22 protein-coding genes are annotated in these 24,120 nt (G+C 51.1%); 13 read left to right on the top strand and 9 right to left on the bottom strand.

The window, feature by feature from the left end:
* Positions 1–29 precede the first annotated feature (29 nt).
* The 3 genes from E2980_RS19750 to E2980_RS19740 are packed head-to-tail and all read right to left on the bottom strand — an operon-like array spanning position 30 to position 3,499.
* Positions 30–1,589, bottom strand: a complete 1,560-nt coding sequence (locus tag E2980_RS19750) for a response regulator (RefSeq protein WP_135153949.1) — start codon at positions 1,587–1,589, stop codon at positions 30–32.
* Positions 1,590–1,594: 5 nt separating this feature from the next.
* Positions 1,595–3,097 (bottom strand): HAMP domain-containing sensor histidine kinase, encoded by a 1,503-nt coding sequence (locus tag E2980_RS19745; protein WP_135153948.1) that lies wholly within the window; start codon positions 3,095–3,097, stop codon positions 1,595–1,597.
* A gap of 24 nt (positions 3,098–3,121) precedes the next feature.
* Positions 3,122–3,499 carry a hypothetical protein gene (locus E2980_RS19740; RefSeq protein ID WP_135153947.1) on the bottom strand — a complete coding sequence of 126 codons (378 nt, stop codon included), beginning with the start codon at positions 3,497–3,499 and terminating at the stop codon, positions 3,122–3,124.
* Positions 3,500–3,689: 190 nt separating this feature from the next.
* Here E2980_RS19740 and speD point away from each other — a divergent pair, with 190 nt between their 5' ends.
* From speD to rnz, 3 genes are read left to right on the top strand one after another with little or no spacing between them, the layout of a single operon-like run.
* Positions 3,690–4,496 carry an adenosylmethionine decarboxylase gene (gene speD, locus E2980_RS19735; RefSeq protein WP_135153971.1) on the top strand — a complete coding sequence of 269 codons (807 nt, stop codon included), beginning with the start codon at positions 3,690–3,692 and terminating at the stop codon, positions 4,494–4,496.
* Positions 4,497–4,545: 49 nt separating this feature from the next.
* Entirely contained in the window at positions 4,546–4,764 is a 219-nt protein-coding gene (locus E2980_RS19730) for a hypothetical protein (RefSeq protein ID WP_135153946.1), read from the top strand.
* 46 nt (positions 4,765–4,810) lie between these two features.
* Positions 4,811–5,734 (top strand): ribonuclease Z, encoded by a 924-nt coding sequence (gene rnz / locus E2980_RS19725; RefSeq protein WP_135153945.1) that lies wholly within the window; start codon positions 4,811–4,813, stop codon positions 5,732–5,734.
* 1 nt (position 5,735) lies between these two features.
* Here the strand turns inward: rnz and E2980_RS19720 are convergent, their stop codons facing one another.
* Positions 5,736–7,073: an FAD-dependent oxidoreductase gene (locus E2980_RS19720; RefSeq protein WP_135153944.1), complete on the bottom strand. Its 1,338-nt coding sequence runs from the start codon at positions 7,071–7,073 to the stop codon at positions 5,736–5,738.
* A gap of 223 nt (positions 7,074–7,296) precedes the next feature.
* Between E2980_RS19720 and E2980_RS19715 the strand changes: the two genes are divergently transcribed.
* Together E2980_RS19715 and E2980_RS19710 are read left to right on the top strand one after the other, a co-directional pair.
* A complete protein-coding gene (locus tag E2980_RS19715; RefSeq protein ID WP_205700001.1) occupies positions 7,297–8,883 on the top strand; it encodes a putative bifunctional diguanylate cyclase/phosphodiesterase in 1,587 nt (528 codons plus the stop codon).
* Between the two features lie 20 nt (positions 8,884–8,903).
* A complete protein-coding gene (locus E2980_RS19710; protein WP_135153942.1) occupies positions 8,904–9,860 on the top strand; it encodes an ROK family protein in 957 nt (318 codons plus the stop codon).
* 120 nt (positions 9,861–9,980) lie between these two features.
* On the opposite strand, the gene odhB is transcribed toward E2980_RS19710, so the two are convergent.
* Entirely contained in the window at positions 9,981–11,237 is a 1,257-nt protein-coding gene (gene odhB / locus E2980_RS19705) for a 2-oxoglutarate dehydrogenase complex dihydrolipoyllysine-residue succinyltransferase (protein WP_135153941.1), read from the bottom strand.
* 5 nt (positions 11,238–11,242) lie between these two features.
* Entirely contained in the window at positions 11,243–14,137 is a 2,895-nt protein-coding gene (locus tag E2980_RS19700) for a 2-oxoglutarate dehydrogenase E1 component (RefSeq protein ID WP_135153940.1), read from the bottom strand.
* Between the two features lie 308 nt (positions 14,138–14,445).
* Between E2980_RS19700 and fliD the strand changes: the two genes are divergently transcribed.
* Positions 14,446–15,237 carry a flagellar filament capping protein FliD gene (gene fliD / locus E2980_RS19695; protein ID WP_135153939.1) on the top strand — a complete coding sequence of 264 codons (792 nt, stop codon included), beginning with the start codon at positions 14,446–14,448 and terminating at the stop codon, positions 15,235–15,237.
* A 542-nt stretch (positions 15,238–15,779) separates the two neighbouring features.
* Here the strand turns inward: fliD and E2980_RS19690 are convergent.
* Both E2980_RS19690 and E2980_RS19685 read right to left on the bottom strand, forming a co-directional pair.
* On the bottom strand, positions 15,780–16,616 hold the full coding sequence (locus E2980_RS19690) for a 1,4-dihydroxy-6-naphtoate synthase (RefSeq protein ID WP_135153938.1): 837 nt from the start codon (positions 16,614–16,616) through the stop codon (positions 15,780–15,782).
* The gene (locus tag E2980_RS19685; protein ID WP_135153937.1) at positions 16,613–17,272 is read right to left on the bottom strand and encodes a futalosine hydrolase; all 660 of its coding nucleotides are present in this window, start codon (positions 17,270–17,272) and stop codon (positions 16,613–16,615) included. The genes E2980_RS19690 and E2980_RS19685 overlap by 4 nt, the downstream gene beginning before the upstream one ends.
* Positions 17,273–17,475: 203 nt before the next feature.
* Between E2980_RS19685 and E2980_RS19680 the strand changes: the two genes are divergently transcribed.
* Both E2980_RS19680 and E2980_RS19675 read left to right on the top strand, forming a co-directional pair.
* Positions 17,476–18,054 (top strand): ribonuclease H-like YkuK family protein, encoded by a 579-nt coding sequence (locus E2980_RS19680; protein ID WP_135153936.1) that lies wholly within the window; start codon positions 17,476–17,478, stop codon positions 18,052–18,054.
* A 115-nt stretch (positions 18,055–18,169) separates the two neighbouring features.
* Entirely contained in the window at positions 18,170–19,309 is a 1,140-nt protein-coding gene (locus E2980_RS19675; protein WP_135153935.1) for a DUF2264 domain-containing protein, read from the top strand.
* Between the two features lie 51 nt (positions 19,310–19,360).
* Here E2980_RS19675 and E2980_RS19670 read toward each other — a convergent pair whose 3' ends face one another.
* A complete protein-coding gene (locus E2980_RS19670; protein ID WP_135153934.1) occupies positions 19,361–20,239 on the bottom strand; it encodes an AraC family transcriptional regulator in 879 nt (292 codons plus the stop codon).
* 123 nt (positions 20,240–20,362) lie between these two features.
* Between E2980_RS19670 and E2980_RS19665 the strand changes: the two genes are divergently transcribed.
* From E2980_RS19665 to E2980_RS19645, 5 genes are all read left to right on the top strand, one after another.
* A complete protein-coding gene (locus E2980_RS19665; RefSeq protein WP_135153933.1) occupies positions 20,363–21,424 on the top strand; it encodes a Gfo/Idh/MocA family protein in 1,062 nt (353 codons plus the stop codon).
* Positions 21,421–22,299, top strand: coding sequence for a sugar phosphate isomerase/epimerase family protein (locus E2980_RS19660; protein WP_135153932.1), 879 nt, complete (start codon positions 21,421–21,423; stop codon positions 22,297–22,299). Before E2980_RS19665 ends, E2980_RS19660 begins: the two co-directional genes overlap by 4 nt.
* 2 nt (positions 22,300–22,301) lie before the next feature.
* Complete coding sequence (locus tag E2980_RS19655) at positions 22,302–23,186, top strand: sugar phosphate isomerase/epimerase family protein (RefSeq protein ID WP_135153931.1); 885 nt, start codon at positions 22,302–22,304, stop codon at positions 23,184–23,186.
* A gap of 15 nt (positions 23,187–23,201) precedes the next feature.
* Positions 23,202–23,402 (top strand): cysteine-rich CWC family protein, encoded by a 201-nt coding sequence (locus E2980_RS19650; protein WP_135153930.1) that lies wholly within the window; start codon positions 23,202–23,204, stop codon positions 23,400–23,402.
* Between the two features lie 248 nt (positions 23,403–23,650).
* The gene (locus tag E2980_RS19645; RefSeq protein WP_135153929.1) at positions 23,651–23,935 is read left to right on the top strand and encodes a late competence development ComFB family protein; all 285 of its coding nucleotides are present in this window, start codon (positions 23,651–23,653) and stop codon (positions 23,933–23,935) included.
* Positions 23,936–24,120 lie beyond the last annotated feature (185 nt).

Genomic DNA, 24,120 nt, shown 5'->3' with positions numbered 1-24,120 from the left:
GACCTATCCGGGACAGCTCTTTATTGTATTTAGCTCTTCATGACATCGGAATATTGATCTCTGATTTTCAGTATGCCTTGCAGGTTATCGAAAAATATTTTCACCAGCTGAGGATCGAAGTGTTGACCGCTTTCCTGCCGGAAATAATCCAGAATATCCTCGAGCGGCCAAGCTTTCTTATACACTCTTTCGCTACCGAGCGCATCGAATACGTCTGCTAGAGCCGCGATTCTGCCGTAAATATGAATATCTTCTCCCGCTAGTCCGTTCGGGTATCCCTGTCCGTTATACTTCTCGTGATGCTGATGAGCGATGATCGCCGCGGTCTTAATGATATCGCGATTCGAGTGGTTCAACATGGCGTAGCCATGGTTCGTATGGTTCTTGATCGTATCGAACTCTTCCGGAGTGAGCTTCCCGGGCTTGTTCAATATCGCGTCGGGAACGGCGACCTTGCCCACGTCATGCATGGAAGAGGCCAGCCTGACGATCTCGGCTTCTTCCTCGGGTATACCGAACTTAAGGGCAAGAAGCTTGGAGTATTCGGCGACTCGTTTAACGTGGTTTCCGGTTTCTTTGGAACGGGTCTCTGCAATCTCGCCCAATGTAAATATGATTTCCTTCTGCGTATTCTCGACTTCCTCGTTCAGGTATATGTTCTCGAAAGCCACGGAGACATTGGAGCTGTAGATCTCGATTAAGTACCGGTTCCATTCGTTCAGTTGCATTGAACCTTCGAAGTAGATGACGTTCTCGCTGCCCGTCTTGCTCTCGAAGTAGCAGGTGAAATGATCGTCGTAGAAGCTGCCCTTCTTTTCCCGGAACGTATTTTCAATGCTAACCAGAACGCGCGCCGGAACGACGTCCTCGATCTTGTCATTCTCGTTGGGCGAATAGTCGCCCGTAGCCGCGAGGATATAGATGGTTTCTTGCCCTTTGGAGACGGCGAAGCTGTTGCAATGGAGCGCGTTCTTATTCAAATTCAAGATGGAAGTCAGTTGAGTCAGAACGCCGGAAGCGAATTTCCTCATCGACTTCAGCTCGAACAGATCCGCGGAAGAATTAATGATTTTTTCCAACCCGATCTTGTTATTCTCGATCACCATGATATCCCGGTAGGAACGCAGCGCGGACATGACCGTCGTAAAAAGCTTCTGCGAAGTCAATTCGGTTTTTTCTTTGTAATCGTTAATATCGTAGTTCATGATGACGGTTTTCTCCGGAGCTTGTCCGGGTTGACCCGTACGTAAGATGATGCGAGGGGATTGGTACTTTAGTTGCTCCCGTATGTATTTGACCAATCGAAGTCCGGAGTCGTCTTGATCCATCACGACATCGAGCAGAATGATGGCGACGTCCGGATGGTCCTTCAGCACATTAAGCGCCTCCGATTCCGTAAAAGCGCTGATCAGTTCGAGACGCTTGCCATCGAATTCGAAGTCGCTTAGCACCATGCGGGTGACGTTGTGCACCTCGTTCTCGTCGTCCACGATAATAATCTTCCAGCATTCCTTCTCAAGGCTGCGGTCGGTTGAATCCTCTTGCTCGTCTGCGAATATTAGGAAATCTTCTTGTTCGTCGCTTACCATTTAGGTCATCCCTCGTTCATCAATGGAATTTGAATAATAAAGTCGGTACCCGCGCCTGTCTTGCTCTCACATCTTATCGTGCCGCCGAGCGATTGCGTGACAAGATTATAGACAATGTGCATCCCGAGCCCGGTTCCGCCGCCGCTGCGATTGGTGGTGAAGAAGGGGTTAAAGATTTGCTCGACAACGTGCTGCGGCATGCCTTTGCCATTATCCGAATAATGCAGGAAAAGCTCGTTATAATGGGAAGAAATATCGATAGTGATTTGTCCTTCATCTTCCGGTTCAAAGGCATGGATCAGAGAATTCATGATTAGATTGGTTACGATTTGAGAGATGGCGCCGGGATCGCTGAACAGGGTGACCTCTTCCTTGCCCGTGACCCATACCTGATGCTTCGTTTTCTTGAGATTCGGCTGCAAGCTGATAAGAACTTCTTTGATATATTCCTTGATCATGAACCTTCTTTTCGTTTCGATCGATCTGTCGACCGCTATTTGCTTGAAGCTTCTGATCAACTCCGAAGCGCGGAAGAGGTTCGTCTGGATCATTCCCGTCGTCTCGCGCACCGTATTGATGTAGTCCTCCAAGTCCGATCGTTTCATCTTGCTATCCTGGAACAGGGCTTGAAAAGCTTTCGATTTCTCGTCCATGTACGAGACGGCCGTTACGCCAATGCCGATCGGCGTATTGATCTCGTGCGAAACGCCTGCCACGAGATTTCCGAGCGCGACCATTTTCTCTGATTCGACCAGCTGTTTCTGCGCTTGTTGAAGCTCGCAATAACGGCCCTCGAGGTTATGGACCATTTCATTGAAAGCGGAGGCGACCTCATTGATCTCTTGGCTGGAATTAAGCTTGATCTCCATATAGGCAGCGCCTTGTTTAACGGAGATTGCGGCTTCCCGGATTTTCAGCAGTGGTCGAATGAGCAACTTGCGGATAATGAACCCTAAAGCTACCAATAGCAGAGCGGCAATGACAACGCTGACTCCGATGATGAACAGAGTCCTGTTCCGGATGAGATCCGTGCTTTCCGACGTATTCACGAGCAGCTCGATGGCTCCGATCGTTACCCCGTCCTCCTTCAAGGGAGCCGTAAGCCGATCTTTAGGGATGCCGTCCGCGTCATTGCGGATGTGAGCGACTAGAGTTTCGTTTTCCGCGTGCTGGAGCGTCTCCAACAAATCCGTTGGAGAAGGCTTGCCGACTAGCTCCCGGTCGGTCGAGGCAAGTATCTTGTCTTCCCCGTATAAAATCAGCTGCAGCACGTTGCCGTTCTTATATTGGATATAATCGAAAATTTGCTGAACGTCTTTCACGGAATGGGATTCCTCATACCTGCCGTTGATAGCGGTCGTCATTCCGTCCAACTGGCTAACGTAGGTAACCTCGACCGATTTCCGCAGGCTGTACGAATCGAACAAGACGATGACCGACATCAATAGGATGGTTACCGTAGAGACGAGCGCAAGAATTCTATTCTGCAAGCTTAATTTTTTGAGCACGAGGGTTCTCCTGTTAAGGGAAATTTATTGGATTTCGAATTCGAACGTTTTCGTCACGTCGTAGGGGGTGTGATCATTGTTGTGCAGGGAAACTTTAAGCTTGTGCTTCCCCGGAGAAAGATCCGGAATTACCGTATGATCCTCTTTAAGTCCGATCTTGGGAAGGTTGTCCAAGTACATATGAATGTGACCTTCTCCATCCTCGCGCGCCATTCCGTAATGCTCCGGAGAAATTTTCATATCCGTCTCGACCTTAACCGATAACTGATTGCCGGACACTTCAAGCTTGACGTCAAGCGTTGGCTTGAGGGAGGCATCGTCTCCGAAATTCGATGTTGTTCCATCGTTATTGCAAGCCGTCAGCAATAGACAGCATGCGAGCAATAAATACAATATTCTCATAGATACACCCCATATAATGATAGCTTGTACTTCTATTATAAGTGTTTTTTGTCCGCTTTTGTTGGAATTTCTTTCCGCATATCGGCGATATAATACCTTAGAAGATTTCGTCCGTAATAGTGGAAATCGACTTTCGTGAATCGGAGAGGAAGAAGAGGGGTAATATGTGTTAAGAATGGAGGCTGGACCGATGAGGCTAACGCCGGAACAGAGATTTACCCTGCATGGATTCAACAATCTCACAAAATCGCTTAGCTTCAATATGTACGACGTATGTTATACGAAGACCAAGGAAGAGCGCGAAGCCTATATCACCTATATCGACGAGCAATATAATTCGGAACGGTTAACGAAGATATTAAATCACGTCTCCGACATTATCGGCGCGCACGTTCTGAATACGGCCAAGCAGGATTACGTTCCCCAAGGCGCCAGCGTGACCTTGCTCGTATCGGAAGGTCCGATCGTGGAGGTGCCGAACGAATCCTACGATGAATCGCCGGGGCCTCTTCCCAGCAATGTCGTTCTGCAGCTCGACAAGAGCCATATTACGGTCCACACTTATCCGGAATATCATCCGGAGGAGGGGATCAGCACGTTCAGGGCGGATATCGACGTCTCTACCTGCGGGGAAATTTCTCCGCTTAAAGCGCTGAACTACTTAATCCATTCGTTCGACACGGATATCATGACGATCGATTATCGCGTGAGAGGGTTCACGAGGGATATCAACGGGCACAAGCTGTTCATCGATCATGACATTAATTCGATCCAGAATTATATACCGAAGGAAATCATCCAACAATACGACATGATCGACGTCAACGTCTATCAAGAGAATATATTCCACACGAAGTGCAAGCTGCGCGAATTCGATCTGAACAACTATTTGTTCGGATATACGAAGGATAAGCTGGATCCCATCGAGCAAAGGGAAATCGCGCAGCAGCTGAAAGAGGAGATGGACGAAATTTTTTACGGCAAAAATATTAAATAAGCGCTCCGATGTTGTAAAATGGACAGATACACTTACATGGGGTGATCATATGAGCGATAAGACTGCGAATTCCGCCGATGGCGGCACCGGCGCGGAAGAACCGAAGAAGTTGAGCCAAGCAGAAGCGATCAAACGCATTCTCGAGAAGAAGAAACAAGCTCAGCAGCAGGCAAACGGTCAACAAGGAAACAATTCCTCGGGACCTAAGAAGATGAAAACGCAGATTCATAAGGTGCAAAATAACCAGAAGAGGCGTACGGGGGTTTAGGTTAAAAGTTCCACGAGCGGCACAAGCTACTATAGGAGGTGTCGGCGTGGAACTTTGGTTTTTGGGCACGAGCGCGGGAATGCCGATATCAGGCAGGAACGTCACGTCGGTTGCCCTGCGAATGCCGCAGAACAGGGGAACGTTCTGGATGTTCGACTGCGGGGAAGGGACGCAGCACCAATTGCTGCGAACGTCCTTCAAGTTAAGCCGGCTGGAGAAGTTGTTCATAACCCATTTACATGGGGATCATGTCTTCGGACTTCCCGGCTTATTGAGCAGCAGATCGTCGCTTGGCGGAACCGAACCGCTTGATTTGCATGGTCCTCAAGGATTACGGGAATTCATGGAGACATCATTTCGGATCTCGGGGACTCATTTGAACTATCCGCTTCAGATTCATGAAATCGTGGAAGGAAAGGTTTTCGAGGATGAAGCTTTTAGCGTAGAAGCGGCTAAACTGGATCATCGGATCGAGAGCTTCGGGTATCGCATAGCCGAAAGTCCTCGCGCAGGCGCGCTTAATACCGCGTTGCTTGCCGATATGGGTGTTCCATCAGGACCCCTATACGGTAAATTGAAGTCCGGGGAAGACGTATCGTTAGAAGACGGACGAATCATCCGTTCCTCGGATGTTATCGGCAATCCCTTGCCGGGTCGCGTCATTGTCGTGTTGGGAGATACGAAGCCTTGCGCTAGCGCCATACAGCTTGCGCGGGGAGCAGACCTGCTTGTGCACGAAGCAACGTTTAGTCATGATCTGGCGATAAAAGCCGATGATTATACGCACTCCACCGCTCTTCAAGCAGCGGAAACCGCGCAGGCCGCGGGGGCCAAACGGCTGCTGATCACGCACTTCAGCTCCCGATACAAGCCGGAGGATTTATCGGGCTTGGAAGCGGAAGCCAGAAGTGCGTTCCCCTATACGGATGCGGCAATAGAGCTAAGACCGTATGAGATTCCTCTTAACTAATTTAAATCGAGGCGTAGGCTTGCAAACCCGCCTGATTAAGCAGGTTCCAAGGCTTGTTGTAATGCGGCTGGAAGAAGAAGTCGACGAATCCGAGCTCATCCATCGTCATGCCATTCTGGATGCATACCGATAGGGTGTTGATCGACTGAGTCAGATCCGCTTTCGAGAGTACCTGGGCTCCAATGATTCTTCCGCCGTCTGCTTCATAGACGACTTTGAGCAGCGCCTTCTCATGGGTCGGCATGAAATCGGGACGGTAGTCGTCGACAATTGTGATTTCTTTCACATTCATTCCCGCGTCAAGAGCCGCTTGTTCGGTCATGCCAGTCGAAGCGATGTTGTAATCGAAAACCTTAATGCCCGACGTTCCCTGAGTGCCTAAGTACATGATGGTCGGTTTAACCAAATTGCGGGCAACGAGGGTTCCCATTCGGACGGCATTCGTGGCGAGAGGGATGTATGCATGCTTCCCGGTAGGATTGAATCGAATGGCGCAGCTGTCGCCGGCTGCGTATACATCGGGGCAACTCGTGCGCATATATTCATCGACGATAATAGCTCCGTTAGGAAGCATTTCCGCTTGGCCTTCGAGCAGCTTCGTGTTAGGGCGAAATCCGATGCACAGAATGACGAGGTCGGCTTCATGTTCTCCTGCGGTCGTTACTACCTTATTTACTTTTCCGCTTGTACCGATGAACGAGGTAACGGTTTGTTCCAGTGCCAGATCCACTCCCCTTGCCTTTAACTCTTCCTCTACAAGATCGGTGAATCGTTCATCGAGATACTTGCACAGCACTCGCGGCGTATTATCGATTAATGTGACGTGCTTACCTAATTGTTCGAAAGCTTCCACGAGTTCGATCCCGATGTATCCAGCGCCGACCACAACGATTTTCCGCGCATGCTCCGCTTTCTGAATGATAGTCTTGGCATGGGCGTAGTTTTTGCAAAGTAAAATATTATCCAGATTAATGCCTTGCATCTTAGGGATTATCGGCCACGATCCCGTTGTCAATACAAGCTTGTCATACCAATCTTCGCTAGTGGACCCGCTTACGAGGTCGCGAACTTGCACGGTTTTATGGTCGGTATCGATTGCGAGAACATCATGGCGCATCTTCGTGTTTATTCCGAGCTGTCTAAGTTGGCCCGGATTCGAGTAGAAGAGCTGTTCGGCATCGTGAACGACGCCTCCGACATGAAGCGCAATGCCGCATGAAAGGAACGAAATGTTGTCATTACGTTCGTAAACGGTAATCTTAGCATCCGGATAGAGCTTGGCTATCTGAGTAACGGCGGCGGTTCCGGCATGGGTACAGCCAATAACGATGATCTTCATGGCGATTCCTCCTCGAGTTATTTTGTGAATAAATTCACATAATAAACTATGTTGTGATTTAATTCACAAAGTTTTGATATCCTTATCTTAATCCAGATCGGTGATAATTTCAATAGGCTTTGAATCATTCTAGTAAATTAATGTTTCCAAATAGTAGGAACAGGGCGGTGCAATGTCGAATGTTAGAATAACCGACACAATTCGACAGGAAGGGATGTCGCACTTGAAGGATTCCCAGCATGAAACTTCGAAACCATACAAATCGCAGCTGCGGATTGCAGATTCTCTTAGAATTTCGCTTATCTATTTGATCTGCGGAGCGTTGTGGATCCTGTTCTCCGATCAGGCGTTGAATGCGCTCGTACCGAATAAGGAGCTGTTCGCTAAGTTTAGCGTGATCAAGGGTTGGGTATACATTGTGATTACTGCCGCGCTGCTATTTATATTAATATATAGGGCAACATTTCGAATGAGCGTAGCCGAGCAGAAGCTTCACAATCAATATACGGAATTGTTGAATAGCCGGGAAGAGCTGCGCCAAGTTGCCTTTCGGGATCCGTTAACCGGCCTGCCGAATCGGCTTGCCTTGTACGAGAATCTGACCTTATTGAAGGATGCATCCTTGTTCTATGTGGATTTGGATGATTTCAAATACACGAACGACACATTAGGACATGCATTCGGCGACAGGTTGATCAAAGAGATTTCCACGCGCTTAATCGGGGACTTACTTCCGTCCGAGCAACTTTACCGTATAGGCGGAGACGAGTGGGTGATAGTCACCCGACAGCCGCAAGACCGGCTGCATTACAGAGGCGAGAGGTTATTGGAACTATTCGAAAGTCCTTTCGCCGTCGGAGAGCATCGGATGCATATGACCGGGAGCGTTGGGATTTCCCATTTTCCATCCCATGGCAGGACTTTGGATCAATTGTTGCAAAATGCGGATATCACCCTCAATCATGTAAAAAGCAGAGGCAAGAACGGTTTCGCCTTCTATGACGGATCTCTGAGCATTCCGCTTCATCATCGGGCAGATATGGAGCGCCTCCTTCGGAATGCGCTGGATAAAGGGGAGTTCGAGCTGCATTATCAGCCGCAAATCCATTTGGGGGGTCCCCGGGTCGATGGGCTGGAAGCCTTAATTCGTTGGAACAGTCCGGAGCTTGGACGGGTTGCGCCCGATGAATTCATTCGAATCGCGGAAGAAACGCAATTGATCGTTCCGATCGGAGAATGGGTGCTCCGAACGGCATGCCAATTTATTCGGGCCATTCACGAAAACGGGAATGAAAAACCGATGATCTCCGTAAACGTCTCGGTCGTACAGCTTATCGGGCAACGCTACGTCGAACGGGTATTGGATATTTTGCGGGAAACGGGATTGGAGCCCCGATATTTGGAGCTTGAGATTACGGAGTCAATGGTCATAGAGTCGTTGGATTTGATTGCGGATAAGCTGCGCCGCTTGAGGGAGCAAGGAGTGAATATCGCGCTGGACGACTTCGGGAGAGGATTCTCTTCCCTTAGCCACCTTATGAGGCTTCCGATCACGACACTCAAGATCGACAAGAGTTTCATTGAGCAAATCCCGGACAGCATGGATATCCAGCCCTTAACCGGACTCATCATTCGTCTTGCGCAAGGGATGGGGTTAAAAGTCATTGCCGAAGGCGTGGAGACCTATTTCCAGTTGGATTACCTGAAGAAGTACGAATGCGATTGTATTCAAGGTTATTTGTTTAGCAAACCGCTTACCGCTATAATGGCGAGAGAGTGGGTTAAAACGGTGAGTTTGCCTATTACATAAAACAACGCGGAGGTACGGTAATGACGAACAAGGTTTATGCGGGTATCGATTTAGGGGGAACCAAAATACTTGCGGTGATCGTAGACGATAACGGGAATATTCTAAATAAATCCGAGGTTAGCACGAATGCTCAAGAGGGTTCGGATGCAGTCATTCGGCGCATGATTGAATTGATAAGCAAGTGTTTGGATAAGTCGCAGCAATTGGTTAGCATTGGCGTGGCTACGGCAGGGACATTGAATACCGGGGAAGGAATCGTTGCTTATGCTTTTAACTTGGGTTGGAGCAATGTTCCTTTGGGCCAATTGCTGCAGCAGGCATTCGGTGTTCCCGTCAACCTGGAGAACGATGCGAATGCGGCTGCCTATGGAGAATGGGCCGTTGGAGCCGGCCGAGGAACGAAGGATTGCGTTTACGTGACCGTTTCTACTGGGATCGGGGCAGGGATCGTAAGCGGGGGACGGCTCATTCGGGGCAGGGATGCAAGCGCTGGAGAATTGGGTCATATCACTATCGATTGGAAGGGTCCCCAATGTCCCTGCGGAAACATAGGCTGCTTGGAGCTTTATGCTTCCGGGACGGCTATCGGAAGACGGGCACAGCAGTTGGCAGCCGAGTTTCCTGAGAAAGCGTCGGCGTTAACCGGGAAGGCAGGTACTACGAATTCGATTACCTCCCGTCATGTCGCAGAAGCGGCATCGGAGGGGGATGAATTGTCCGCAAGCATCCTTAAGGAGGCTGGTCAGGCTCTCGGGGCGGGACTTGTCGGTATCATTCATGTTATGAATCCGGAAGTGCTTATCGTTGGCGGAGGAGCGGCAAGCATCGGCGCCCCGCTATTGGATCCAATGCATCAAGTCATCGCGGATAGGGGGATTTCCAATATGGCAGCCGGAGTAAGAATCGTTTCGCCGTCCCTTGGCAAAGAAGCGGGGGCGATTGGCGCCGCATTGCTGGTCTTTAACACCGTTTCTTAAGAAACCGCCGCGGATTCAACGGCTTCTAAGCTTCAGTTCGAACTCATACAAGCATTAACAAAAAACCTCATCCTCGTACCGTAGTATACGGCATCGATGATGAGGTTTTTGATTGGACGATTAACCTTCGAGAAGCAACGTTTCCGGATCTTCGAGCATTTCCTTGATCTTAACGAGGAATTGCACGGCTTCGGCGCCGTCAACGATTCTGTGGTCATAGGACAGCGCGATATACATCATAGGGCGGTTCTCCATGCGCGTCGCATCGATGGCGACCGGACGAAGCTGGATCTTGTGCATGCCCAGAATCCCGACTTGAGGAGCGTTGAGGATCGGAGTCGACAGCAAGGAGCCGAATACGCCGCCGTTCGTGATCGTGAAGGTTCCGCCCTGCAGCTCGGACAATTCAAGCGTATTGTTGCGGGCTTTGCCGGCTAGTTGAACGATCGTGCGCTCGATTTCGGCGAATCCTAGGCGATCCGCTTCACGCAGCACGGGAACGACTAAACCTTCTTTGGCGGATACGGCAATACCGATATCGTAGTATTTCTTAACGATAATGTCTTCGCCGTTGATTTCCGCGTTCAGGTGCGGGAATGCCTTCAGCGCACCGACAACAGCTTTGGTGAAGAAGGACATGAAGCCTAAGCCGACGTCATGCTTTTCCTTGAAGGAATCCTTGCGGCGCTTACGGACTTCGAGAATAGCGGTCATATCGACTTCGTTGAATGTCGTGAGCATCGCGGCCGTTTGTTGAGCTTCAACCAACCGTTTGGCGATCGTTAGACGGCGGCGGGACATGCGTTTGCGCTCTTCCGGCTTATTCGTGTTCGAGGTCGGTTTATCCGTCGCGGCTGTAGGAGCCGGTTGCGCTGCTGAAGCGCTTGCGGGCGCAGTTCCCGCGGATTGGACGTCGCTGGAATGAATGCGGCCGATCGGGTCGCGCGCAGGCACCGCGTTCAGGTCGATTCCCTTTTCCCGGGCGAGCTTCCTTGCGGCAGGCGTAGCGAGAGTAGAGCTGGCATCCACGCTCGCAGCTGCAGCAGGAGCGGCAACCGGCGCCGGAACTTGAGCCGGCGCTGGCACGCTTTCTTTCTGCATAACCGCGGCTGGGGCAGCCGCTATAGGTGCCGCAGCCTGACCGGCAGCGCCGATTCTGCCTACGGCTTCGCCGATTTTCACGGTATCCCCTTCGTTCATGAGAATTTCCGAGATGACGCCGTCTTGCTCGGCGCTGATTTCCAGGTTTACTTTGTCGGTTTCCAGCTCGAGCAGGAGATCGCCTTGACTAACGGTATCCCCTACTTTGACGATCCATTTCGAAATCGTTCCTTCCGTAATGGACTCGCCCATCGCTGGTACTATAATGTCATGCATTGCTGTTACCTCCCGGATTTTATGGCCGTTTTCTTCTTCTGGACCAAAGCTTGGTTGATGATGAATTGCTGCTCGAAGCTGTGGATCTGCTGGTAACCGCTAGCCGGGCTGGAACGTTTAGGACGTCCGTTGTAGCCGACCGTCATATCCGAAGATTCGACTAGCTCGCGAATGCGCGGTTCCATGTAGCTCCAAGCACCCATATTCTTCGGTTCTTCCTGTACCCAGAGCACTTCCGCGAGGTTCGGGAAGCGTTCGATAATCGCTTGGATTTCTTGCTGCGGGAACGGGTACAGCTGTTCGACGCGGACAATATGCAACCAATCCCGATTGATATCGGCGGATTTGTCGAGCTCTTCCGCCAAATCTATCGCGACTTTTCCCGTGCAGAGGACAAGTCTTTCCACGCGTTGTGGCTTCTGTCCAAGTCCTGGCTGCTCGACCACGGTCTGGAACGAGCCTTCGCTCAGCAAGGACGAAGGCGATGCCACAAGCGGGTTGCGGATCATGCTTTTAGGCGCCATGACCACGAGCGGACGAGCCGATTCCGTATTCATGATCGAAGCTTGGCGGCGAAGCAAGTGGAAATATTGCGCCGCGCTGGACAAGTACGCTACGGTCCAGTTTTCTTCGCCCGACAATTGCAGGAATCGTTCCATTCTTGCGCTGGAATGCTCTGGACCTTGGCCTTCGTATCCGTGCGGCAGCAGCATCGTCAATCCGGAACGCTGCGTCCACTTGGATTGACCCGCGGAGATAAATTGGTCGATTAGAACCTGGGCGGCATTCGTAAAGTCGCCATATTGCGCTTCCCAGATGACCATCGTCTCAGGGGCATATACGTTGTAGCCATACTCCAAGCCTAGAACGCCCGCTTCGGATAGCGGACTGTTGTGAATGGCGAAGGATGCTTTCGCTTCAGGCAATTCGTGAAGCGGGCAGTAGGTATCGCCCGTCTCGGAATCGTGCAAGACGAGGTTCCGGTGAGCGAAGGTCGCTCTTTCCACGTCCTGGCCGCTCAAGCGGATTGGAGTACCGTCCGCTAATATCGATGCGAACGCAAGCGTCTCGGCATGACCCCAGTCCACTTTCTCGCCATCCTTCAGCGCGTCGGCTCGACGTTCAAGAATCTTTTGAAGCTTTCCGTACACCTTGAACGTCTCTGGCCATGTCAGCAATCCTTTGTTAATCTTACGAAGCTTATCCATTGGAACGGAAGTAGCAGGCTTTGCTTCGCCAAGATTGTACACCGTCGGGCGAGCTTGATGGACGGGATCCTTGTGCTCTTGGCCCTTGACCTGATCGTAAGCGGATTTAAGTTTGTTCAACACGTCGCGCTTGATTTGTTCCGAACCTTCCGCGGATAGAGAGCCCTCGCGAACCAGTTTGTCCGCGTATAGGCGAGCGACCGGCAAATGCGCTTTTACTTTTTTGTAAATCAACGGTTGCGTGGTTTCCGGATCGTCTGTCTCGTTATGGCCGTAACGGCGATAGCCGATCAGGTCGATCAGGAAGTCCTTCTTGAAAAGAGTGCGATATTCGCTGGCCATGCGCGCAGCTGCTATGCAAGCCTCAGGATCGTCCGCGTTCACGTGAATGATCGGAATTTCGAAGCCTTTGGCCAAATCGCTGGCGTAATGGGTCGAACGGGAATCATGGCTTTCCGTCGTGAAACCGATGCGGTTGTTAGCGATGATATGAATCGTTCCGCCGCTCGTATAGCCGCGCAGGTTATTGAAGTTGAGCGTCTCCGCCACGATGCCTTCCCCGGAGAATGCCGCGTCGCCATGCATGATGATGGATGCCGCCAAATCGAGATTTTGAACCGGATAACCAGGCTTGGTACGATCCTCTTGCGCTGCCCGGGCAAAGCCGCCAACGACAGGATTGACGTACTCGAGATGGCTGGGATTGTTGGCTAGCGTAATGCGCGTTTCCGCGGTTTCGCCGGATGGAATCGAGCGATTCGCGCCCAGATGATATTTCACGTCTCCGGTCCAGCCGTAGTTAATGCCGATCGAGCCTTCCGAAGGAATAAGATTCTTGTTAGGGGAGTGATGGAATTCCGAGAAAATGTTGCCGTAAGGCTTGCCCAGAACATGGGCGAGCACGTTCAAGCGTCCGCGATGCGCCATGCCCATGACGATGTGACGAGCGCCATCGTTCGTAAGCTCGTGCACGATTTCATCCGCAAGCGGAATAAGCGCTTCGATCCCTTCCGCGGAGAAGCGTTTCTGTCCGACGAAGGTGCGCTGCAGGAAATCCTCGAATTGTTCAGCCTCAAGCAACTTTCTAAGCAAGGTTTCGCGCTCGGATGCGAGCAACTGGGTAGAAGGAATAACGGCTTCCGCCCGATTGTTCAGCCACTTGCGCTCTTCTTCGGAGTGAACATGGCCGAATTCGAAAGCAATCGGTCCCGTGTAAACCTCGCGCAGCTTGCGAACCGCGTCCAAAGCATTCTTGAATGGATAGGGAGCATCTTCCCATACGCATTCCGGAGGCAATTGTTGCAAGTCCGATTCCGTTAAACCGTACGTGCTTGGTTCGATCATCTCGGAGCTTGCTTTCGGGCTAAGGCCAAGAGGGTCGATATCGGCGGCAAGATGGCCGAACGAGCGTATATTCCAGGCCAGTTGGCCGGCGGCAATTGCTTTCTTAAGCAACTGGGTATCGGTTGCAACCGATCCATCATTTCGTTGGGGTTGCGCGGCCATACCCTGATGGCGTGCCCCGGTCTCGGCGCGAGGAGGAGCTCCGTATTGAGCGAACAACTCGCGATATTGCGGACTCACCGCTTCTGAATTTTGTAAGTAGATGTCGTACTGCTCTTGGATGTAGCCTAGATTAGGGCCGAAGAATTGCTCCCATAGTCCTTGCATTACTTCATTGTCGTCTGACATTGTGCATCCCTCTGCATTCATGTTAGTCATACTTTAGTGCGAAACTTTGAAGTCGTGAGCACCTCTTTCCATTCTAAAGCATTTTTATGTTCGGAAATAGACATTATTATGCATAGGAATGATCTAACAAATAGATCAATCCATAATTCCCCTCAATAAGGATAGATTGCACATTTCAGGCGATTTTGACTCTTATCATTTTTCGACGAGAATAAGTTTGGTTTAGGAAGACGGATGATTGTGTAAGAAATTGGAAGATGTTATATTAGTTGCGTCAGCTACTTCTATTAATAAAGGGTGATGACAAGATGTATTCTTCCGCCGGATTATATCCTATAGGGTTATTAACAGCTGGAGCAGCCAACAGAATCGTCCCTCCCGTAAACTCTTACACGACGCCTCCTTTCATCCCGACGGCTTACAGGCAGCCCGCCGGTTCTTGGTTAAAATCGTCTTCGTCTTTCATTCCCACTCCCTCCGAGCAAATCATCAAGACCGCCGCGACGGAAATAGCCGATTTTCTGAAATCCGCACGGAATGTACAAACCATCGCCAACAGCCTCCTGCAGAAGAACTCTTATCAGTCTAAAATCATCGTACTGGAAAAGGGGGAAGTAACGGCTGCGTTGCTCAAAGCTGTCCCGGAACCGGTCGAGATTAGCGTTCGACCCGACGAGGATAAGACGGTTGAACAAGTGGGGAAGCTGATCGCCGGATATAATGAAATGCATAGCCGTCTGAATAAAGCGGGAGGGTACTTAAGTCCACTGGTAAAAAGAAGCTTGGAGAACGCGGTGAGCTCAAGCGCTTATGAACAAATCGGTATAAGGATGAACGGAGACGGCACTCTGGAACTGGACGGGGAGAAGCTAATCGAGAGTCTAAGCTTGAACGATGAGCAGACGAGAAAAGCGCTAACCGGAAACAACGGACTGGCCAAAAGCTTGGAGAAGGCGACGGACCGCTTTAACGACGTCTCGGCAAGCAGCCTTCTCAACCGGAATAAGCTGGCCATGCAACAGTTCGCCACCTATCAATCCTCCATGCAAGTTTCCCTGCAGATCCCGTCAAAAGGTTTGTTGGTAAACGGGATTATCTAACAACCTTCGGGAGTAGAGTGTCGCCGCAACCTGGAGAAACCGGGTTGTAGAAGCGCGTCGACGCGCCAACTGGCAGAGGGTTAGAGCTCTAAACTAACCTGATTTACTCCGTTTAGACCGCTGGCAGCGGCTTAGAGCACCCAACTAATCGGATTTTTACTATTTAGACCGCTGGCGGCGGCTTATAGCTCCCAACTAATCGAATTTTCACCGTTTAGACCGCTGGGAGCGGCTTATAGCTCTAAACTAATCGGATTTTCTCCGTTTAGACCGCTGGCAGCGGCTTAGAGCTCTAAACTAACCAGATTTTCGCTGTTTAGACCGCTCTCAGCGGCTTAGAGCTCTAAACTAACCTGATTTTCGCCGTTTAGACCGCTGGCAGCGGCTTAGAGCTCTAAACTAACCTGATTTTCTCCGTTTAGACCGCTGGCAGCGGCTTAGAGCTCTAAACTAACCTGATTTTCACTGTTTAGACCGCTGGCAGCGGCTTAGAGCTCTAACTAAACTGATTTTCGCCGAGATTGCAGCCCGGATAAGCCGGGTTAGAGAGCAAGGGACGCCAAGTCCATCCTCGGAACTAACCCTTCATCCATCGCTCGCTGCAACAAGGTGGTTACTGCGGCGAAACCGGCGTCTCCCAGGCTGGCCGTAAACTCGTTTACGTAAAGATCGATGTGCGACTGAGCTACGTCCGGATCCATCTCTTGAGCGTGCGCCATGATATACTCTCTAGATTTATCGGGATCGGCCCAAGCATAAGCGACGGAAGCTTGAATCCACTCGCTAATGGCGGTTAGGTCGAGGGACCGGCGGGCGATGATAGCTCCGAGCGGGATCGGCAAACCCGTATCGCTTTCCCACCATTGGCCAAGATCAACGACTTGGGAGAGCCCGTAATTCCGGTAAGTAAACCGGGCTTCATGAATCACGAGTCCGGCATCGATTATTCCGTCCCGAACGGCTGGCATAATCTCGTGGAATGGCATGACGACGATCTCGCCGACGCCTCCCGGCACGTTCTGCGCCGCCCATAACCGGAAAAGCAAGTAGGCCGTCGATCGTTCGCTCGGTACGGCGACTTTTCTGCCGGACAGGTAGGAAGCGTCTTGCGCTTCGGTGCCGGAAGTCAACACCAATGGTCCGCATCCCCGGCCAAGAGCTCCGCCGCAAGGGATGAGTTTATACTCCGGAAGGATCCAAGGCAATGCGGCATAGGAAATTTTCAGGATGTCCAACTCGGTGGAGCTGGCAGCCAGATTGTTCGTAATATCGATATCCGCGTAAGTGACTTCAAAAGTCGGCGTGTCGGGAATGAGTCCATGCACTAATGCATGGAATACGAAGGTATCGTTCGGACATGGAGAGTAAGCGATTTTCATGAGGTAACCTCCGATAAATAAGTGCTTGCGGCTTCCAACGCGGCTAGAGCATCTCCGATTCGCCATGCCGCCTTGTCGCGCGGTCCGACCGCGTTAGAGATGGCCCGGATTTCAATAAACGGAATGCCCTGGCGATGCGCCGCCGAAGCAACGCCGTATCCTTCCATCGCTTCGGCGGCGGCTCCCGGAATCCGTTCCGCCAACATAGCTGCGGTCTCGGCAGTGCCCGTGACCGTAGATAGCGTAAGAATAGCGCCATATCCCGCTGTCAACCCCGCGGCTCTCAGCGTTTCCACGAGCAAGCAAGACATATTCTCCTCTACCGGAATCCGATTCGTTCCGAAACCAAGCTTGTCCACGCCTGCGAAGCCTTCGGGCGTTTCCGCGCCTAAATCCGCGGCAATGACCTCACTTGCCACGACGATCGAGCCGATCGGGGCTTCGTCTACGAAACCTCCGCCGATTCCGGCGCTTACGACGAGATCGTATCCGCCTGCCGCAGACGACGAGGCCAGTGCAATCGCCGTACTCACCGCAGCGGCGACCGGGCCGACGCCCGCAGCCAAAACCTCGAATCTGCGATCCCCGCGAATACCGCGCATTACCGCCTCTTTTTCCGCGTCTACCGCAGTCATGACCAATATTTTTTTATACATGAGAATCCCCTTCGATCGGGCTTTGTATGAATATCTACTTTATTAATTATAGTACCCTTCCGTTGGAGAGTAAATGAGGTGCAAACAGGCCTTCAAAACTAAGAAAGGTTTCATGAAGCGCAGAGGTTCGAGTCCGGTCGACTTCGCCATACAATAACCTATAACCTATGGAAGGACAGCATGGTGCTGCAGAGGTGAGGGGTATGACCATGATGAACACGATCTCCGCATGGGATGAATTGAGTTTTCAGAATTTGTCGGAGAGGGATATGAGCCTTGATCATGTGCTGGACCGAATTCTTAAGTTTATCTCCAAGGACCCTAAAGGGGCCTACCAATTCGTTATCGGTACGGATAGCCAAGTCCATCGCGGCCAAACCAAGTTCGTGACGGGAATCGTCATTCATCGCATCGGAAGAGGAGCTTGGGCTTGCTACCGTCAACTGGCCGTTCCTAGGCAGTTAACCTCCATTAGGGAAAAACTGATGCTGGAAACCTCATTCTCCCAACGGGTGGCGGGTTACTTCGATGCCGGAGTTCTTACTCGGATGGAAGACCTCATGCTGCCTTACGTTTATCAAGGGGCGATACTGGAAACCTTCATCGATATCGATGCGGGGACGGAGCCGGTGATCAATAAGACGGCAATTTACGTTCAGGAGATGGTGGACCGGGTAGAGGCGATGGGGATGTACGCCCCGAGAGTCAAGCCGGAAGCCTGCGTCGCGTCTTCCTACGCGAATCGTTTCACGAAAAACCGGATGGTTCTTCTGATTCAATAATGCATCTATTTCTCCAGGAATTTGACCCGATCGCATCATTGCCGAGCTGAATTCCTAGGCTTATGATGGTAATATCTAGGCATTCATTTCTCATGCGATCGGAGAGTTTAGGATAATGGGGACAGGAATCATGGATCGATCCTATTGGTTGGAGACTTTGGCTAAGTTAGCCGAACCTGTATTAGGGGCTTTGGAGAACGGCGCTCTAAAAGAAACAATGCCTGTAGAAGGCGGGGCGGAACGGGTTGAGTACTCGCACTTGGAAGCCTTAGGTCGGCTTTTGGCAGGAATGGCTCCGTGGCTGGAATCCCGTCCGATGGATGAGGAAGAAGAAAGAAACCGCGAAAGATATGCTCGGATGGCTAGAAACGCGATTGATCAGGCGACAAATCCGAGTTCTCCGGATTTCATGAATTTCTCCGCAGGCTACCAACCAATCGTTGATGCGGCTTTCTTGTCGCATGCCATCGTTCGTGCTCCCGGCGAATTGTGGGAACGGCTTTCTCCGCGCGTTCAAGCGCAAGTAACCTCGGCGCTGTTGTCGACTAGATCAAGGAAGCCGGGCTTCAGTAATTGGCTGCTATTCTCCGCCATGATCGAGACGGCATTGCTTAGGATAGGCCAAGATTGGGATCCGATGCGTATCGATTATGCTCTGCGTCAACATGAGCAATGGTACCTCGGGGATGGGATGTACTCGGACGGACCGGAATATCGTGCGGATTATTACAACAGCTTTGTCATTCAGCCTATGCTTGTCGATATCGTGGATATCGTTCAGGATCAATCCGAGGATTGGGCGAAGCTTCGCGATCCGATCATGGCAAGGGCGCTTCGTTATTCCACGGTACAGGAAAGACTCATTTCCCCGGAGGGTACGTTTCCTGTAATAGGAAGATCGATAGCGTACCGTATGGGCGCCTTCCAATCGCTTGCGCAATCGGCTCTGCGGGGAGAGCTATCGTCCGAGCTTGTACCTTCTCAGGTTCGTTGCGCTTTAACGGCGGTTATGCGCCGTTTAATGGATGCGCCGAGAACATTCGACGACGGCGGGTGGCTGCGGATCGGTTTCTGCGGACATCAGCCGGAGCTCGGCGAATCGTACATATCAACCGGAAGCCTGTATTTGTGCGCGCTCGTTTTCTTGCCGCTCGGTTTAAGGGAAGATACGCCATTCTGGCAAGGCGAGAGCATGCCATGGACCAGCGTTAAAGCATGGTCCGGTCAATATACTCCGAGAGACCAAGCTATTTAAAGACGACTCAAGTGCGCAGGCGACTAAGCCCGCGCACTTTATGTTCCATTCTCAAGAATCCGTATGCCGCCATTCTGACGGGGACAGCTTCTTTAGTTTCTTAAACGTGCGGCTGAAGTAGTAAATATCGCTAAAGCCCGTTTCCATGGCGATTTCCGAAATGGTCAAACGCGTGCTGCGAAGAAGGCTTTCGGATTTATTGATTCGAACTAGATTGATATATTCGACTAACGTTTTGTCCGTTACCTGCTTGAATAATCTACTGAAATGAAATCGGCTCAGACCGGCATGTCCCGCGAGCTGCTGCACGGTCAACTTTGCCTTGTAATGCTCGTCGATATAGGCGAACACGGGGGCAAGCCGTTCCAATTCCTTCAGCCTATGACGATACTCGTCTTGCTCCGTTAAAGTCGCCATATAGTTGCGAACGAGAAGAGACAATAGCAGATAGAGATGAGACTTAATGGAAAGTTCGTATCCTAAGTCCTTCCGTTCTAATTCTCTTATGATCGTAAGCATGCAACGAGTGATCTCCTCATCATCCGATATCCGGTTCTGGAACAAGATCCGGTTCTGGGAGATCGGAGTGATAAACTTCGTTTCAATCGCGTCCGTGGAGTAGCTATGCAGCAAGGAGATATCGACGATCATCGCATAAAAGGACAAATCTTCGGAATTGGTTATTCCATAATGAAGCTCGTTGCTATTCACGACGCATAATTCGCCTGCTTGATATTGATAAGGAACGGATCCGCATTCAATAGTGGCATTGCCGGATACGAAGTAGAGGAACTCCATATGTTCATGCCAATGATGGGGGAATAACGTGGCCCCCACAACCATTTTACCCGTATGGCGGGGATGGATCTTAATCGGAAAAGAAGGATCCGGCATGGGCATCGGTTCGCGTAAAGAGGCTAGCTTGTTCATGAGTTCACTCCCGGAATCGCACGATTGTACAAACAAAGAGCATGCTTCTTCATGGTGCCCAATACTAATCCTATTATAATACGAATTAAGAATACATGTTAACCACAGGGAGAGTTGAGCGAAGTGAACCCCATTCGAATCGGCGTTATCGGTACTGGTTCAATCTCGGAATCGCACTTGAATGCTTATTCACTTAATCCTAATGCTAGGATCGCCGCAATCTGCGACATCAACGAGGAGAGGGCGGGCCAAGTCGCGAAGAAATACGGGGCGGAAAAGACTTACGCGGATTATCGAGCGCTGCTCTCCGATCCGGACATCGATGCCGTAAGCGTCTGTACGTGGAACAATACGCATGCGCCGATCAGCATAGCAGCGCTGGAAGCGGGAAAGCACGTGCTCGTGGAGAAACCTCTCGCTCGTACGGTTGAAGAGGCATTGCGAATAGAAGAAGCTGTTCGGGCATCGGGCAAGCTGCTTCAGGTCGGTTTCGTCCGCAGATATGACCCAAACGTGCAGATGCTTCGCCAATTCGCCGATAACGGGGAGTTCGGGGAGCTGTATTATGCCAAAGCTTCAACGATTCGCCGGCTCGGCAATCCCGGAGGCTGGTTCGCCGACGTGGAGCGTTCCGGCGGCGGGCCGTTGATCGATATCGGCGTTCATGTCATCGATCTCTGCTGGTACTTGATGGGGCGGCCGAAGGTCAAGACGATCAGCGCCAATACGTACAGGAAACTAGGCAACCGTTCAAACGTTCAGCACCTTTCCTTCTACAAAGCCGCGGATTACGATGCTTCCAAGAATACGGTCGAGGATCTGGCCAACGCGATTATCCGATTCGAGAACGGCGCTTCCCTAATGGTCGACGTGAGCTACTCCCTTCATGCCAAGCAAGATGAAGGCTCGGTTAAGCTCTACGGAGACAAAGGCGGCTTCGAGATCGATCCCACGATCTCCATCGTTACCGAGAAGCATAACACCATTCTGAATATTCAGCCCCAAACCGATAGCTCGGCAGGATTCACCGGGGACCCGGCTTTCCAGAACGAAATCAATCATTTCATCGATTGCATCGTTAAAGGAGATAAGCAGATCAGTCCGGTGGAAGACGGCGTGGAGATGATGAAAATACTGTGTGGAATCTACGAGTCCGCGGCCAAGGGCGAGGAGATCCGGTTATGAAAATAGGAATAAGCACTTACTGCTTCTGGCAAGCGATGCAAGCAGGCGAGATGGACGTCATCCAAGCGATCGGCCACATTGCGGACATGGGCGGCGAACATGTCGAGATCGTTCCTCTCGGATTCGATCTTACCGCAAACCCGGAATTGATTGGAGCCATCAAGAATAAGGCGAAGGAGGTCGGTATCGACGTCTCCAACTATGCGATCGGAGCCAACTTCGCGGGTTTGGGAGCGGAAGCTCTCGAGAAGGAAATCGAGCGCGTGAAAAAAGAAGTCGACATCGCTGCGGCGCTAGGCGTGAAATTGATGCGGCATGACGTTGCTTCTTCTTCGGACACCTCCATCCGGCAATTCATGAAAGACCTGCCTCAACTCGCGGAAGCAAGCCGAAGGATCGCCGACTATGCGGCTCCGCTGGGTATCACGACAAGCGTAGAGAATCACGGATATCATATCCAAGCTAGCGATAGGGTACAGATGTTAATCCACGAGGTGAACCGCGATAACTTCCGAACGACGCTCGATATCGGCAATTTCGTATGCGTGGACGAAAACCCGCTCGTTGCGGTTCGCAATAACATCGACTATGCATCCATGGTGCATGTCAAAGACTTCTATCTGAGGTCCGGGACGCTTGATCCGGGAGAAGGTTGGTTCCGTTCCTCAGGTGGCAATTATATTCGGGGAGCCATTGCCGGACACGGAGATCTCGATATCCGATCTGCGTTCCGCATTGTGCGCCAGTCCGGTTATGACGGTTACCTGTCCATCGAGTTCGAAGGAATGGAACCTTGCGTGAACGCAACGAGGCTGGCGATAAACAACGTACGACGGATGTGGGAACAAACCATTCAAGCCGAAGGAGTGCGATAATCATGGCGGCAATCATCCAGCCTTGGAAAATCGGAGTCATCGTGGACAGCTTCCGAGTTGGCGTTCGCGAGGGGCTCGTTAAGGCGAAGAAAGTCGGAGCGGACGGAGTACAAATCTATGCCGTAACGGGAGAGATGGACCCTGCGAATCTCTCCTCCGCTGCCCGCAAGGAATGGAAAGACTATATCGAATCTCTGGGCTTGCACATCTCGGCTTTAGTCGGGGATCTGGGCGGTCACGGATTTCAGGATAAGCTGGCAAACGCCGCGAAAGTAGAGAAGTCCAAACGAATTCTGGATCTTGCCGTCGAATTGGGTACGAACGTCGTCACGACGCATATCGGAATCGTACCGGACGATCGGAATAGCGAAGTCTATGAATCCATGCATCTCGCTTGCGAGGAATTAAGCCGTTACGCGACGAGCATGAACGCTTTCTTTGCCATCGAGACGGGACCGGAGACGGCGGCACACCTGAAAAGCTTCCTGGGTGGGCTAGGATCCAAGGGCGTATCGGTTAACTTCGATCCCGCGAACATGGTCATGGTTACCGGCGACGATCCCGTTCAGGGCGTTTATACGCTTAAGGATTACATCGTCCATACGCATGCGAAGGACGGCATTCGGTTGCGCGAGGTTGATCCGCGGTTAATATACGGAGCGCTAGGCTTTGACCCGCTGGATCACGATAAGATCGCGGAGCAAGCCGAATCGGGCGATGCATTCAGGGAAGTTCCGCTCGGACAAGGCGGAGTGGTTTGGGACGCGTATTTGAAGGCTTTGAGGGATATTGGCTATAATGGATATCTGACCATTGAACGCGAGGTCGGCGACAATCCGGAAGCGGATATCGCCGCGGCGGTTCAATTTCTCAAAGGGAAGTCCTAAACGGGGTGTCATCGCGTGAGCGAACAATCGAACACCGCAGGAAACTGTCCGTTATGCGGACGAGGCAACCAATGCGGCAATTTGGCAGGCTTGTCGCATGGGGCTTGCTGGTGCAGCAAGGTCGAATTTCCTCCGGCTATTTTCAAGCAAATTCCTGCCGATCAGTTGAATCAAGCTTGCATCTGCCAAGCTTGTCTGGAGAAGTTTGGAGAGTAAGGCTCCTCCGAATCGCGTGCGTATTGTTGCCTGAGCTCCCAAATAAGTGCAATATGCTGTTATTTTCTATAAAGTCCTCGCTGAATCAGCAAATAATTGCATATCGTTACTATTTTTGAACCGGGACTATCTCAAGGTCTTCTCAGACCTATAGGATAGTCCCTCTTTCGTCTCCGAAGAGCCATTCGCAAATTTATGTTATAATGAGGTCCTGAATTTTATCGCTCATACAAATTGGAGTGTGTTACATGATCTTTTCTCGCGAGCTGTCTATCCTTAACGTTATGGAGCCTATCGTTAGCCGCCTATTCGAGGATAATTACGTGAAAACTGGCGGATTGCATTGCGCTTGCGAGAAATGCCAGATTGACATCATTCTGCTGGCGCTTAACCACATGCCGCCGCACTACACCTCCAGTCAAACGGGGGAAGCGTATATTAAGGCGCTTTACATGGAGCCGCAGCTTCAATCCGATGTTCTAAGAGAGCTGACCAATGCGGTTAAGGTCATTCAAGAGCGTCCGAATCATTAGCTTTGCACTATGATTATGAATAAAGAGGCCAGGGGAAATCCCTTGGCCTCTTTATTCATCTAGTGCGCCCAGCATGGGCGTTATCTATAGGGTGAAAGTCCCGAGTGACGAAGGCAGTAGTAGTCATTAGCTTAAGACAAGGGTGTCGACCAAGAGGTCGAATCTGAAGGAAGTCGGCGGCAAAC

Origin of the sequence: Cohnella luojiensis, from assembly GCF_004564235.1 — a bacterium.
GTDB lineage: Bacteria > Bacillota > Bacilli > Paenibacillales > Paenibacillaceae > Cohnella > Cohnella luojiensis.
The sequence above is the reverse complement of the archived record's forward strand: the minus strand, read 5'-3'. Positions and strand labels throughout refer to the sequence as shown.